This is a genomic window from Hallerella porci (assembly GCF_003148885.1).
Classification (GTDB): domain Bacteria; phylum Fibrobacterota; class Fibrobacteria; order Fibrobacterales; family Fibrobacteraceae; genus Hallerella; species Hallerella porci.
Genome location: NZ_QGHD01000009.1, coordinates 23,294 through 37,159, shown reverse-complemented (window position 1 = coordinate 37,159; position 13,866 = coordinate 23,294). Strand labels below are relative to the sequence as shown.

Below are 13,866 nucleotides of genomic sequence, written 5' to 3'. Positions count from 1 at the left end.
CTCAACAATTTTAAATCTATCCTCGCAAGAAATTTGCTTTTTATATTTGCCAAGTTACTTTTGCCGCTGATCATTTTATTTTATCGCAGACTATAAACAGCAACCCCACCCGCGACGCGGGTGGGGAAATTGATTTTTCAAAAAGCAGAGAATTTTACCAATCGCAGAAATTATTGCGGATGCGTTTCATTGCTTTTCGCATATTTGAGTTCTTCTTGCGCCGCCTTAATATCTTCTTCAGAAATATCTTCGGGATGGAAAACGACGACTTTATTGCGGCCGGTTTGCTTTCCACTGTAAAGCGCCTTATCCGCCAAGTTGATGCTGTGATCCATTCCTAAGCGCTCATCGTATTCTGCAACGCCGACGGTAATCGTCACATGCTGCTGTTGTCCGCCGAATTCCACATTGCGATTTTCAATGCTCTTGCGAACGCGTTCTCCGACGAGAGTTGCGCCGCCGATAGCCGTTTCCGGGAGAAGCACCAAGAATTCTTCACCGCCCCAACGTGCGACGACATCTTGCTTGCGCATTTGATCGCGGAGGGTTTCTGCCACCGTTTTCAAAACCAAGTCACCGCAAACATGTCCGAATTTATCGTTGAAATCTTTGAATTTATCAATATCCACAAAGAGGAACGAGAATTTGCGTTTCGTGCGTTCGTAACGCGATGCTTCGTAACTAATTTTTTCGCGGATTTCGCGGCGATTCGGCAACTGCGTCAATTCATCGGTCCGAGAAATCATCTTCAACGTGTTATTAATCTTCGCCAATTCTTCGGTCCGCTTAAACACTTCTTGTTCCAAATGCGCTTGATGTTCTGCAAGATCGTGCATTTTTTCGCGAATCGTTAAACGCATCCGGTCGAATACGTGAGCGAGAACGTGAATTTCGTTTTGCTTGTTTCCCGAAATACCGCTCGATTCTTCGTAGTTTCCGCTCGCGATAATGAGCATTTTATTGATCAAACCTTGCAGCGGTTTTTCAATGCTAAAGAAGAGCCAAAGCGTAATTCCGAGAAGAGCGATGAGGAAGATGATTCCGATGTAGAGGAAAAGTTGCAAGAACGCTTGGGCGGGCGCCATGACTTCGCTCTTTGGCTGCAAAGCGAGAACGCCGAGTTTAATCCGCGGATCATAGACATAATTCAACAAATATTCTTTGCCGTCGGAAAGAGTGTAAAAATCTTGAGTCGGTTTGAAAGTTCTCGCATTAAAATTTTTAAGTCCTAAATCTTGCGCCTTTTTCGTTCCGTTCACCCATTCGCGTAAATTCGGATGATAAACGATGACATTGCTTTCATCGACGATGACGAAAAATCCTTCTTTACCGATGGAATTATTTTCAAAAACTTCCCAAAGTCGGCGAATGGAAAATGAAGCCGCCAAATAGCCGTCGGATTTCGCCCGATTTTCAACGAGAACCGCCATAATTTTCTTCGGCGTGTGCTGTTCCCAGAAGAGCGGCGAAATATACGGATTCTGCGGTTCCACCGCTTTGAAATTTTTTAATTCTTGGTACGAGGAATTGAGTTGCGCAATTCCCACCATCGAATTATCGCTCACTTTTTCGTGCTTCGCATTATAAAGGGCGACGTATTCACCGGGGATAAAAAGCGGCGCAACATTATAGCCTTTTAAGAAGCGGCTCGATTCTTCAGGGTCTTGGTTTTCGATGAACGGCGTCGTCGCCAGTAATGTTAAACGATTTAAGAAAGTGCTGCATTGCACTTTGATAAGTCCCATCGCTTGCTCAGTCGCTTGCTTCTTTTCTTTGCTCGCCGTTTCTTGGAAATTTTTCATCTGCGAAGAGATGAGGAAAATTCCACCGACTGCGAGAGTGAGGAAAAACACCGCAGCAAAAACGACCATACTCCGAAATGCGATCGTATGAATGATCGGAATATGGCTGTGAATTTCGCCAGAAAGAGTTTCCTTCTGCTTAGTCATAAAAATCCTTTGGGGACGAGATTACTGTTTTCTCTTCCGCATATAGGTGACGATAAAGCCCGAGAATACGGCCAAGAGGAAAATGAAAATCGAAAGTCCGATTTTCGCAGAAGATGCGGATTCTTCATCGACGCCAGCGCTAGAACTTTCGCCTGCTGCCGAAGAAATGCCCGAAATCGTCGTCGCCTTTTTCCAAATTTTTAAGAACTCTTCCAAGCGCATCGGCGGTGTACTTTCGGTCGGTGCGTGAAGAATGTCGTTAATTTTTTGGTTGTAAGTCAAAAGAGTGCTGTAGACCGCTTCATCGGAATAGAGACCGCCAATATCGAGCATACTCCAAATGTCGCTGAAGAGGCTCACGAGAGAACCTTCGATAAGCGTCCATTCGGGAATGTTCGGATAGTTCTGTCCATTTTCCAAAAGCTTGATGAGAATTTTATACGACGAATCCTGCGCCCAATTTTGGAGAACTTCTTTCACCGGCGGGAGAAATCCGATTTGCTTTGTATAAGCGTCCAAATTATCGTTGCGGATTAAGAATTTGAGAAGCTTTGCCGCATTCGGGTCATTCGCTTTGGATTTTGGAATCGAAAGGTTGCTTCCACCGATAAAGCAGACGCTCCCCGCATTGCCCGCGGGAACTTGCATGAGTTCAATGCCATCGGTATTGATTTGAGAAGCCGCAAGGCCGCCTTCGGCAGCTTCGTGACGCGTTTGCATGACAAGTTCGGTCGTGTTCAAAATGAAAGCGACTTCCCCGCTGTTAAAATGCTGCACCACTTGCGCAGTATTATCGCGGAGGCTCGTCTTATCGACGAGAGAATCCAAGACGAAATTCAAATACGATGCGATGCCCGTAATCGTCTGCGGATCCATCAAATTCGAATGCCATACGCCTTTTTCATCTTTGCGGACAAAAGATCCGCCGGCAGACCAAACCCACGGTGCAAAATTATGCGGAATATTCCAGTCGCTCTTTCCGGGGAATGCGTAAGATTTGACTTGAAAACCATCTTTCCGCTGAATTTTTGCGTCATTGATTTTACGCAATGCTTTTGCAAATCCTTCGTAAGTAGAAACATCGTTTGCGGTAATTCCCACTTGTTCCAAAATAGTTTTGTTCGCAAGAAGAGCGCGAGCATCGATAAACCAAGGAATAGAATAAACCGAAGAATCGCCGTCGGTTCCCGTTGTATTCCAACTGACGTTAACGAAACGGTCGGGTTTAATTTCATTCAAATATGGATCGAGTTTCGCCAGTTCACCGCGCGAAGCAAAATAAGAAACCCAAGTTGTACCTAATTGAAGAACTGCAGGCGCTTCGGTTTTTCCTTCGAGGGCGCGAGTAATCGCACTCCACGCTTCGCCCCAATCCAAGACGACGACTTTGGTTTTGAGTCCGGTTTCTTTTTCGAAAAGAGAAAGTCTCTGTTCGAGCATACCCTGCGGATTTGCGCCGTTTGGCATAATCCAAACTTCGAGCGGGGCAGCAGCCGAAAGCATCCCTGCAGCGAGAGAAACAGCTGCGAGAGTGCGAGTCATTAAACGAAGGAACATCCCAACAAACTCCTAAAAATAACATTCCTTATCTGCACGTAAATTCATGCGGATAAACACCTTTCTGTAAAATTTATATGTAAAATCCGCAAAAAGGGCGTTTTTATTGTAAAGTAAAATATTTGTGAAAAAACTTTTAATTTGTTTGCAAAATTAAAAGTGCAATGTGACGTTTCTCACAAAAAAAGAAGAAAACTAAGATTTAACAAATTGGAATATTCCGAAAAAATCTTTTTTTTTTAACTTTTTTGGCGGAAACCTACTTCAAGGAGTTCAAAATGAAAAAAGGTCTCATTGCTCTCGGTCTTGCCGCAGCATTCACTTTTACTGCTTGCTATGGTAGCTATGGTCTCACAACGAAGCTCTACAAATGGAACGGAACACTTGGCAACAAGTGGCTCAATTCTTGCGTTCACTTCCTCATGTGGATTATCCCGGTTTACCCGATTTGCGCAGGCCTTATCGATGGCTTAGTGCTCAACACGGTGGAATTCTGGTCGGGTTCGAATCCGGTCGCTTCGGGCGATACCTATTATGAAAAGGACGCTCAGGGTAACCAAGTTGCAGCAGTGAAGAACGCTGACGGTTCTCTCTCGATGGAAATCACCGACGCTCAAGGCAACAAGGCTAACCTCAAGCTCGAACGCGATGCAGACGTGATCCGCGCTCTCGATGCAAACGGCGAAGTCGTTGCTCAATACGATGTGAAGTAATTTTCGTCTAAGCGAATTTCAAAAGCCCCGCGCAGCGGGGCTTTTGCTTTTATCGGGCGATAATTTTCATTTCTCTTTTTGCAAATCAAAAAATAGACGAAGAGTTGTTGAAGTTTCTATTTTAAAGATATGGAAGAATTGCATATTAAATGCCCTTGCTGCGGCAATGAAATGGAAGTAACTCTCCGCGGGAAAAAGAGTTCGCTTGTCCTCTGCGTTTGCGGACATTGCAAATCCCCGTTAATGATGATGGATGGAGAAGTTTTTGAACTTGACCGAGAAGAATTTCGCGGGCTGCGGCAAAAGTTAGCGCGAGTCGTCGACGCTCTGCGCGAAAGCGTTGAAACGCATCAAGATGTCGTAACGCCTCTTCTCGAAAAAGCGTTAGCGCGCGAAGAAGCGAAGAAAAATACCGATGAAAAAGCCCAAAGCCATACGGGAAAAATTTCGCAAGAAGAAGTCGATAAATTGCGAAAGGAATTGGATAATTGCGTAGACGTTTCGGATTTCATCGATAAATTATAATGGAAAATTTACCGCAAAAAATTGAATATCCCGATCTTCCGGTTGTCAAAAAACGCGAAGAATTTTTAGAACTTTTAAAATCGCATCAAGTGGTAATTGTCAAAGCGGATACAGGCTCGGGCAAATCCACGCAAGTGCCGAAATTTCTTTTAGAAAGCGGCCTCGCCGAAAAAGGACGCTTAGGCGTTACCGAACCAAGAAGACTTGCGGCGATGTCAATTGCCGACCGTTTGCGCGAAGAATTGAAAAACGAAAATCTCGTTTCAACGCGAATTCGATTTTTAGAAGAAGGTTCAAAAGATGCGCCGATTAAAGTGATGACCGACGGCATTTTGCTGCAAGAATTTCGCCGCGATCGTCTTTTTAAAATGTATTCGGCGATTATGATTGACGAAGCGCACGAACGTTCGTTAAACATCGATATTTTGCTCGGCATTTTTAAAAGCGTTCTCCGCGAACGCCCCGAATTTCGTCTTGTCATTGCGAGCGCTACTTTAGACGCAAAACTTTTTGAAAAATTTTACGAAAATTCTGCAGTCCTCGAAGCCGAAGGACGCACTTATCCGGTGCAAGTCATTTACGCAAATCCGCAAGAAAATGATTCGAAAAGCAAAGGCGATTCGGCCTTAGTCGAAGAAGCTGCCGATGCCATCGTCGCTTTAGAAGAAACCGTCGGCAAAGATAATCTGCTTTGCTTTTTACCGACGGAACGCGACATTCAAGATTTGAATGCGGAGCTTTTGCAAAAATTAGACGAAAAAAATTTTGAAGTGCTTCCGCTTTTTGGACGAATGAGCCCGCAGGAACAAAAACGCGTTTTCAGAAATTCGGGAAAAACACGAATTGTTTTAGCGACGAATATTGCAGAAACTTCTCTCACAATTCCGGGCATCGCTTACGTCGTCGATACCGGAATGGCGCGCGTTTCAAGATATAATCCGCAGACGAGAATTCAAGGACTTCCGGTTGAAAAAATTTCGCAAGCGAGCGCGCGGCAACGAACGGGGCGCGCGGGGCGTGTAAAACCCGGCGTTTGTGTGCGGCTTTATACCGAAGAAGATTTTAATGAACGCGAAGAATTTACAGAGCCCGAAATTCGGCGTTCAAATCTTTCGAATGTCGTTTTGCAACTGCGAAGTCTTGGACTTTCTGTCGAAGAATTTCCGTTTATTCAGCCGCCGCCGCGTTCTGCATTTCGCGGGGCGTATAAATCGCTCTTCGAATTAGGCGCACTTTCTAGCGTTGAACGCGGAGCGCGTGTGACGCCGTTTGGCGCCGAAATGGCGCACTTGCCGATGGATGTCGCACTTTCTGCGGTGCTGTTACGCGCCCGCAATTCCGGCGTTTTGCAGCCCGCAATTATCGTGTGCTCTGCACTTTCCATTCAAGATCCGCGGATTTTTCCATCGGACGATGCGGGGAAGGAAAAAGCTCGGCGATTGCACAAAGCGAAGGGCGGACACAAAAGCGACTTTCTCACTTTCCTTGCGGAATGGAATGGATTCTGCCGAGAATGGAATGGGACGACGTGGAATACGCTGCGCAAATATTGCGAAAAAAATTATTTGCATTTTTTGCGATGCCGCGAATGGATTGATTTATACGAACAATTTTCGAAAATTTTAAAAGTCAAATTTGATTCGTATGTGTGCCCGTTCGATTCTTTTCATCGGGATAATTTGCACATTGCATTACTCGCAGGATTTTTAGGCGGCGTCGCTCACCGTGACCGCGATAACGGCTGTTATCGTCTTGTCGGCGGACGCGATGCGTATCTTTTCCCCGGAAGCGATCTCGCTGGAAAATTTCCCGATTTCGTTTTATCCGCAGAAGTGCGCGAAACGAGTCGCGTTTTTTTAACGAAAGCAGCGGAAATTTTACCGGAATGGATTATCAAAGTCGCCAAAGATTTTTGCACATACCGTTGGTACGAACCGAAATGGAATGCTGTCCGCGGATTTGTCGAAGCAGTCGAAGAAGTTTCGTTCCGAGGCATGGTGCTTTCGCGTTCGCATCGAGTCGATTACGGTCGCGTGAATCCCGAAGAAGCGGCGCGAATATTTTTCTTAGAAGCTGTTGTCGAAGGCGATATGCCGACGCCATTTCCGTTTATGCAGCACAATGAACGCGTTTTAGAATCGCTGCGAGCGAGCGAAGTGCGTTTACGCCGCTGGGGAATTTGCCCGTCCGATGATTTGCAAGTCGATTATTTAGTCGACCGTGCGCCCGGTGTTTTTTCATTAAAAACTTTAAAAGATTTCATCGAAAAAAATTCGGATAAATCTCTGCGCTACGATCCCGAAGATTGGTTCCATGCATCGGAAACGGGAATGGAACATTTTGAATCTTTCAAAAATAATCCGGTCATCGCTGCAGCTTACCGCAAAAAAATTGCCAAAGCATTGGAAGAAAAAAAGAATGCGCAACACGGCGGCGTCATTGAATTTGAACGCATTCTCGATAGACAAATCCGAAGTGAATTGGTTTTTGATTCGAGTAAAAAATGGGACGGTTTAACTTTAGAAATTCCCGCAGATTTTTTACCGCAACTTTCGCCGGCTGTTTTTGCACACGAAATTTTGCGTTGGCGTTCGTGGATGCTCGAATCGTTTATCCGCGAACTTCCGCGGGCTGAGCGCAAAAAATTTGAACAGAAAAAAGATGATTTAGATGATCGCTTTGTCGATTTTCTCGAAAAAAATCCCGCAAAATCGCCGATGCTTTCTCTTTACGAAGCCTTCCAAAGTTTTGGAGAAATCGATGGTGCTTTGCCGGTTTTAAATCCGCAAAATGAACATCATCTGCGTTTGCATTTGCAAATTTCTTCGCCGGAATTTTCCGAAAAATATCCGTTAGAACTTTCGCCAGAATGGGGCGAATGCGGTTTCTTTGATGCGATTCGTCCGTTGGTGCAAAAGGCTGCAATTACTGTGCCCGTGATGAATCTCGCCTTTGGTTGGAGCCCGAGCGGCGCCCGCGCCATGCATTCTCTCGAAGCGGAATTTTGGCAAAAATTTTATCGCCGCATTCGTTTAGTCGGCTTAGAAGATTCGCCGTTAAAATCTCTTTTTGAATCGCGATTTGCATTTCTCAACCGCAAAGATGAATCGGGTTTTGCGCTTCGCTCTTTGCTTGCGATGACGGAAAATGAAAAAGAAAAATTCACGGCAAATTTTTTAGACGAAGCGCTTCCGCGTTTTTCGGGAATTGAATTTGCGCGTTCGCATAAATTGTGTTCTTTTGCCGAAATGTCTTCGAAAGAAACGAATGCAGAAATCGCATCGCGCGAAGGACTTTTCCGTTTGGTTTTTGATTCGGCGTATTTAGGCGTCACCGCATTTGTGCGGGCTTGGGAAATTTTCCGAGATGCATTTGTGCGATTCCGCCGAGGCAATCACGTGGCAGAAAATTTGCTTCGGCTTGCAGCAAAACTTTCGAATGAAGAAAATCTTTTTGCGCGCATTCGTTTCATCGCTGACTCAGTTCTTCCCGAAGAATCGAAGCAATTTGCCGATTGGCACGAAGAACTTTCTATTCCGTCCACGAAAAATTTCCGCGAAAAATTTTCGCCGTATTTTGCCGGTCGATTCTTAAAAGAAAACGAGCTGAAAAATGCCCGCGAAATGCTTTCACTCGCCGAGAAGAAACGCAGCGATGCCGAAATCTTTGATTCCGCGATTTCTTTGCAAATTCTTTTGGATAACTTTGAGCTTTTGCGTTACAAACGTTCTATGCTTGCGCAAGCTCCCGAAGAAAAAGTGGAAATTTCTGATATTCTGAAGTTGCGCGAGCGGTTTAAGAATCATTGATTTTCTAATTTAAGAGCCGATGCGATTTTTTCTTTTTTCAACTTTTGCTTTGGCGTCTAGCCTTTCGTTTTGCCTTTCGGCTTGCGATGTCTCGGGAGATTCTTCCGATCCGACTCTTGCGCGGGTAGAAAATTCAGAATTAAAACTTTCGGAAATGCGAATGGATGGTTCGTGGGATTCGCTTTCTCAAGATGAAAAATTCAGCCGCGTTGAAAGTTGGGTTTCGCAAACTTCGGTATATGAACGCGCTTTGTCCGAAGGAATTGACGAACTTCCCGAAGTGAAAAATCTTGTTGAAGATGCAAAAAAGAAAATTATCGTCGGCGCATTTTATGCACGCGTGATGGATACCGTTTCGGTTTCCGAATCCGAAGCCGCAGACTTTTACAGCAAAAATCCCGAACATTTTTTGTTGGATTCAAGCATTTATAATTTAGCGGTTGTCACGTATATGAGCGGTCAAACAGCGTGGCAATATTACGGTCCAGCGACGCGGAAAACGATTACAGAAGCGCCTGCAAAAAATTGGCTCGTCCGCGATGTAGAAACTTTTGAAGCAACGAAATTTCTCCCGCTCGATTGTCCGAGAATCGATTTGGAATCTCTTTCCGTCGGGAAAATTTCTCCGCCAAAATCCTGCGGAAAAAATTTGAAAAGCGTCATCGTTCTTTCGAAAACGGCAGCGGGCAGCGTTCGTCCTTTCGCCGAAGTTTCTGAACTTGCGCAAATTCTCGCTGCCAATGAAAAGCGGAAAACTTTCATCGCGACTTGGCAAAATGAAATTAAAAAGCAACAAGCGATTTTCGTTTATCCGGGAGCGATTTCCGGAACTGCTACCAAATGAGGAATTTATGAAAAAGTGGATGATTCTTTTTTCGCTCAGCGTTTCTTCGCTTTTTGCAGCTCCGGAACTTTTTGAATCGATCGCTGCGATTGTCGATGGCAAACCGATCATGCGTTCCGAAGTGATGGAAAATCTTTATCAATATCAAAATTCCGCAGAAGCTTCGGGCAAATCGGAAAAAGAACAGATTGCCTACGTGCTTGATAAATTGATTGACGATAAAGTTTTGCTTTCGCGTGTCGATCGCGATTCCATTAAAATTACAGATGACGAAGTCGATTTGCGCGTCACGCAACATTTGCAAAATTTAGCAGCGCGTCAAAATATCAGCATGGCAGTTCTCGAACGCGCGATTCGTGCACAGCTCGGAATGAGTATGGCGCAGTACCGCGATAATTTGGCAAAGCAAGTCCGCGAACAGATGACGATTGGACGCATTCGCCAGCGTTATGTCGGAGGAATTAAGCCGACCCGCAAAGAAGTCGCAGCCTTTTACGAACATTATAAAGATTCCATTCCGCGCCAATACAACTGCATGAAGCTTGCGCATATCGCACTCAAAATTCACCCCGATACTCTCGTCGTCGATTCGGTACGGCAATTTGCAGAAACTCTTATCGACTCGTTGGATCACGGGATGAGTTGGGAAATTCTCGCCAAAAATCATTCGCAAGATTCTTCGGCAAAGAAAGGCGGCGACATCGGTTACTTCCAAAAAGGCCTTTTGGATCCCGCTTATGAACGCGCGATTAAAACCGTAGACAATGGCGCTTACACACCAAATCCGGTGCGAACCGAACGCGGTTGGAATATTATCCGCGTCATTGGTCGTAAAGAAGACGGCGTGCGCACGGCGATGATTCTTTTGCAAATGATTCCGACTGCAGCCGATACCGCAAAAATTTTACATCTCGCGGATTCGTTAAAATCAGTTCTCACTACGGATTCTCTTTTTGAAGACGCTGCGAAAAAATTGAGCTCGGATAAAGAAACGAATTTCAACGGCGGCAATTTAGGCTGGGTCGAAAAAGCCGAAGTTGATACCGCTTATGTTTCCATCGTCTCGGATTTAGCAGTCGGAGAAATTTCGGATCCATTCCTCGCTGGCGATGGCTATCATTTAATTCGCCTCGAAGATATGAAGCAAGTCCGCGATTATAATTTGGAAGAAGATTACATGAAAGTGGAAATGTTCGCCATCAATTATATGGAAGATGAAAAGCTCCGCGAACTCGTCAAAAAATGGCGCGAAGAAGTGCACATTGAAATTCGATTGAAGGATTAAAATTTCAATGATTCGTTTTTTGCATGTCACGAAAACTTATGAAGATAATTGGAAAGCGCTTTCCGATGTGACCTTGCGCATTGGGCAAGGCGAATTTGTTTTTTTGACAGGGCACAGCGGCGCCGGGAAATCGACTCTTTTAAAATTGATTTATATGGATGAACGTCCCAATGATTTTCACGGTGGCGAAGTCATGATTCAATTTAAACCGAATTTGGTTTTTGATTCGAAAACGGCGACAGAAAAACAAGTGCAAGAATTGCGTAGGCACATCGGCATTGTCTTCCAAGATTTTAAGCTGCTTCCCGATCGCAATGTTTTTGAAAATGTCGCATTAGCGCTGCGGATTACAGGAACGCCGGCGAAGCAACTCAACGCAAAAGTCTTTGATGCGCTCGCACTCGTGGGCATTAGCCAAAAACGTTTAGCGATGCCTTACACTCTTTCGGGCGGTGAACAGCAACGCGTCGCCATTGCCCGTGCGATGGTGCACAATCCGTATTTGATTTTAGCCGATGAACCGACGGGAAATTTGGACCCCGAAAATGCGAATGAAGTTTTTAAAATCTTCAAAGAAATCAACGCCCGCGGAACAACGGTTTTAATGGCAACTCACAATCCGGACTTTTATATGAATAGTCCTTTCCGCCGTTTAATGCTCAGCCACGGCGTTTTGTTAAATCGAGATGTTTTGTAAATGAAAAATTAGAAGTTGAAGAGAGGCGACTTCGTCGCGCAATTATCAATTATTCTCTTCATCTTCTTTTTCTTTTAGAAGTTCGCTGGGGAAAATGCGGAAGTATTCCCGCTTTTTATCTTCGAAGAGTTGAAGCATTCGTTCTTGTTCAAATTGTTCGCGGTCGATATTTTGCATGTAATATTCGTTTGTGCGAAATTCATGCTTGGTGAGCAATTCTTTTACTTCGACGGAAAGATCTACGTCATCCCAAAGAATGTACATAGAACCGATTGCGCCTTCACCAAAAATGCTGACATCAAAATGAATGGAATGCGTATTCGTCGAATCGACATTCGAAATTTGAGCCGCTTTTTTCGGCTGAAAAATAACGGGATCATTCGCAGCCAAAGCGAAGCCAATTCCTAAAAACATCAAAGCTGCAAAAATTTTCATAGCGCAAGAGGAAGCCACGGTTTGACTTCGGTTGAGGTTTCGGGAAGCATTCCTACGCGGGCGCGGCGAATGGCCGCAGCTGCGATCATCGCTCCGTTATCGGTGCTGTTGTAAAGAGTCGGGAACGCTAAACGGATTCCGTGCGATTCGCAATACTTGCCGAGGCGTTCGCGCAAAAGATGATTTGCCGAAACTCCCCCGCCGACGATTAACGTTTTCATTCCGGTCTTTTTCAGCGCCCAAATCGTTTTGGCAACGAGACTGTCCACAATGGCGTCTTCGAGAGAGGCTGCGATATCGCCGAGATTTTCTTGAATGAATTCTGGCGTGTTTGATTCCACGTAGCGACGAACAGCCGTTTTGAGTCCGCTGAACGAAAATTCGCCATTGTCTTCACTTTGAAGCGCCCGCGGAAAATGATGAAATTTCCGATTTTTTCCGGCGGCTAATTTACCGATTGCAGCACCCGCAGGATATTTTAATCCGATGAGAATTCCGCTTTTGTCAAATGCTTCGCCAGCAGCGTCATCGCGCGTGCGACCGAGAAGAGTGTAACGAAATCCCGGTTCTTCTAAAACAAGTTCCGTGTGTCCGCCAGAAACCGTAAGAGTCAAATACGGCGGTTCCAAATCCGGTTCCGTAAGCCACGCTGCCGAAAGATGCCCTTCCAAGTGATTGATTCCGTAAGCGGGAATTCCTAAATCGCGGGCAAGTCCGCGCGCAAAACTCGCGCCGACAAGTAACGGTCCCATGAGTCCGGGGCCACGCGTAAAAGCAATCGCATCGATATCGGAAAGAGAAATTTTCGCTTCGGAAATCGCTTCTTGGCAAATCGTCGTAATTTTTTCTAAGTGCGCGCGGGCAGCGACTTCGGGAACAACGCCGCCGTAAAGAGCGTGTTCTTGAATTTGACTATAAAGCGGATTGGAAAGAATTTCCAAAGGATCGTCGCGCAAAATGGCGCAAGCGGTTTCATCGCAGCTCGATTCAATGCCAAGCCAAATCATTTTGCATTCTCCAAAACAGATTTTGCAGAATCTTTCGCCATCAATTCTGCGGGATTTTCCGGAATTTCAGGAAGCTTTTTCTTTAAATAAAATTTTTCCGGATGCATTTGGAAGTTTTTAATTTCGCCGTTAATGCGCACGGTCGGCGTTAAACTATCTGCGTCTTCAATCGCAAAACGGTTAAATTCGATTAAGAGTAAAATATCGTCTTTGGAAAGTTGCGAGAGCACGCCCGTTCCGCCCGAAATTTCAATGGTCGTTTCTGCGGGTTCAAGGCTATAAAGCGAATGATCGTATTGTCCGATAAGGCGCACCGGAATATGTTCAAACGATTTGCGCGAAAGTTGTTGCACGACAACAGGAATCGTGGTTACGCTATCGCTCGGAAAAACATAAGGCGGAAATTTTGAGAAATCGAGAGGCACGCTGAATTTTAAATTTGAATCCAAATTTTGCCGAGAAATTTCTTCGGTTTGAATTTCAAAAATTCGCATTAACGCTTCGCGAGCACCGGAAATCGTAATGGTATCCGGCGAAGGCGTCGGTTCCCCGATAATTGTGTAGCCGTCTTTGGCGCTAAAAGAACCTTTGAAATGAACGGGAATTGTCCGCGAAATGCGCGTGTCAATTTCAATTTCGAGAGCGGCGATTTGATTTGCCGATTCGTAATGCACCTTCGGAAAATCAGGCGCCATAAAATTTTCTTCGGAAAGTAAAATGCGTTCAAGCCCTAAATTCGCATCGTGTAAATCGACGACGATCCGCGCTGCATTTTCGTTTGCACTTTTTAAACGAATCAAATCGATAGCAGTACCGCGCACTGTAACGGTAATATGCGACGCAGGACGCGAGGCGATGGCAAGATTTTCTGGCAACCGCGCAAAGATCAGCGGAGCTTGTATGTCCACGGTCGTCACCCGCGCCGAGATGACATAGAACCACAGCGCAATTCCAAAAATGCACGCAACGATTTTAAGTCCAAGATGCTTCATTTTAGAGCAAATTAGAAATTTTAAAATCGAGAATCAAAACGCTTTACCCCAAA

General features: G+C 45.1%; 11 protein-coding genes. 6 read left to right on the top strand and 5 right to left on the bottom strand.

Annotated elements, in window-relative coordinates:
- Positions 1 to 170: 170 nt before the first annotated feature.
- Together B0H50_RS06070 and B0H50_RS06065 are read right to left on the bottom strand one after the other, a co-directional pair.
- Entirely contained in the window at positions 171 to 1,949 is a 1,779-nt protein-coding gene (locus B0H50_RS06070; RefSeq protein WP_106198622.1) for a sensor domain-containing diguanylate cyclase, read from the bottom strand.
- Between the two features lie 21 nt (positions 1,950 to 1,970).
- Entirely contained in the window at positions 1,971 to 3,506 is a 1,536-nt protein-coding gene (locus B0H50_RS06065; RefSeq protein WP_106198621.1) for an extracellular solute-binding protein, read from the bottom strand.
- A gap of 278 nt (positions 3,507 to 3,784) precedes the next feature.
- Between B0H50_RS06065 and B0H50_RS06060 the strand changes: the two genes are divergently transcribed.
- The 6 genes from B0H50_RS06060 to ftsE all read left to right on the top strand — a co-directional run bounded on the left by B0H50_RS06060 (position 3,785) and on the right by ftsE (position 11,379).
- Complete coding sequence (locus tag B0H50_RS06060) at positions 3,785 to 4,219, top strand: DUF3332 family protein (RefSeq protein ID WP_106198620.1); 435 nt, start codon at positions 3,785 to 3,787, stop codon at positions 4,217 to 4,219.
- Between the two features lie 129 nt (positions 4,220 to 4,348).
- Complete coding sequence (locus B0H50_RS06055; protein WP_106198619.1) at positions 4,349 to 4,744, top strand: hypothetical protein; 396 nt, start codon at positions 4,349 to 4,351, stop codon at positions 4,742 to 4,744.
- A complete protein-coding gene (hrpA, locus tag B0H50_RS06050; protein WP_106198618.1) occupies positions 4,744 to 8,553 on the top strand; it encodes an ATP-dependent RNA helicase HrpA in 3,810 nt (1,269 codons plus the stop codon). Before B0H50_RS06055 ends, hrpA begins: the two co-directional genes overlap by 1 nt.
- A gap of 19 nt (positions 8,554 to 8,572) precedes the next feature.
- Positions 8,573 to 9,397: a hypothetical protein gene (locus B0H50_RS06045; protein WP_106198617.1), complete on the top strand. Its 825-nt coding sequence runs from the start codon at positions 8,573 to 8,575 to the stop codon at positions 9,395 to 9,397.
- Positions 9,398 to 9,404: 7 nt separating this feature from the next.
- Complete coding sequence (locus B0H50_RS06040; protein WP_106198616.1) at positions 9,405 to 10,682, top strand: peptidylprolyl isomerase; 1,278 nt, start codon at positions 9,405 to 9,407, stop codon at positions 10,680 to 10,682.
- A 7-nt stretch (positions 10,683 to 10,689) separates the two neighbouring features.
- Positions 10,690 to 11,379: a cell division ATP-binding protein FtsE gene (ftsE, locus tag B0H50_RS06035; RefSeq protein WP_106198615.1), complete on the top strand. Its 690-nt coding sequence runs from the start codon at positions 10,690 to 10,692 to the stop codon at positions 11,377 to 11,379.
- Positions 11,380 to 11,424: 45 nt separating this feature from the next.
- On the opposite strand, the gene B0H50_RS06030 is transcribed toward ftsE, so the two are convergent.
- The 3 genes from B0H50_RS06030 to B0H50_RS06020 are packed head-to-tail and all read right to left on the bottom strand — an operon-like array spanning position 11,425 to position 13,813.
- Positions 11,425 to 11,814 (bottom strand): hypothetical protein, encoded by a 390-nt coding sequence (locus B0H50_RS06030; protein WP_106198614.1) that lies wholly within the window; start codon positions 11,812 to 11,814, stop codon positions 11,425 to 11,427.
- The gene (tsaD, locus tag B0H50_RS06025) at positions 11,811 to 12,821 is read right to left on the bottom strand and encodes a tRNA (adenosine(37)-N6)-threonylcarbamoyltransferase complex transferase subunit TsaD (RefSeq protein WP_106198613.1); all 1,011 of its coding nucleotides are present in this window, start codon (positions 12,819 to 12,821) and stop codon (positions 11,811 to 11,813) included. The genes B0H50_RS06030 and tsaD overlap by 4 nt, the downstream gene beginning before the upstream one ends.
- On the bottom strand, positions 12,818 to 13,813 hold the full coding sequence (locus B0H50_RS06020) for a CdaR family protein (protein WP_106198612.1): 996 nt from the start codon (positions 13,811 to 13,813) through the stop codon (positions 12,818 to 12,820). Before B0H50_RS06020 ends, tsaD begins: the two co-directional genes overlap by 4 nt.
- Positions 13,814 to 13,866: the final 53 nt, after the last annotated feature.

Excerpts from the sequence above, each read along its gene's own strand:
- B0H50_RS06070 (WP_106198622.1), bottom strand. The coding sequence starts at position 1,949 with ATGACTAAGCAGAAGGAAACTCTTTCTGGCGAAATTCACAGCCATATT.
- B0H50_RS06065 (WP_106198621.1), bottom strand. The coding sequence starts at position 3,506 with ATGTTCCTTCGTTTAATGACTCGCACTCTCGCAGCTGTTTCTCTCGCT.
- B0H50_RS06060 (WP_106198620.1), top strand. The coding sequence starts at position 3,785 with ATGAAAAAAGGTCTCATTGCTCTCGGTCTTGCCGCAGCATTCACTTTT.
- B0H50_RS06055 (WP_106198619.1), top strand. The coding sequence starts at position 4,349 with ATGGAAGAATTGCATATTAAATGCCCTTGCTGCGGCAATGAAATGGAA.
- hrpA (WP_106198618.1), top strand. The coding sequence starts at position 4,744 with ATGGAAAATTTACCGCAAAAAATTGAATATCCCGATCTTCCGGTTGTC.
- B0H50_RS06045 (WP_106198617.1), top strand. The coding sequence starts at position 8,573 with ATGCGATTTTTTCTTTTTTCAACTTTTGCTTTGGCGTCTAGCCTTTCG.
- B0H50_RS06040 (WP_106198616.1), top strand. The coding sequence starts at position 9,405 with ATGAAAAAGTGGATGATTCTTTTTTCGCTCAGCGTTTCTTCGCTTTTT.
- ftsE (WP_106198615.1), top strand. The coding sequence starts at position 10,690 with ATGATTCGTTTTTTGCATGTCACGAAAACTTATGAAGATAATTGGAAA.
- B0H50_RS06030 (WP_106198614.1), bottom strand. The coding sequence starts at position 11,814 with ATGAAAATTTTTGCAGCTTTGATGTTTTTAGGAATTGGCTTCGCTTTG.
- tsaD (WP_106198613.1), bottom strand. The coding sequence starts at position 12,821 with ATGATTTGGCTTGGCATTGAATCGAGCTGCGATGAAACCGCTTGCGCC.
- B0H50_RS06020 (WP_106198612.1), bottom strand. The coding sequence starts at position 13,813 with ATGAAGCATCTTGGACTTAAAATCGTTGCGTGCATTTTTGGAATTGCG.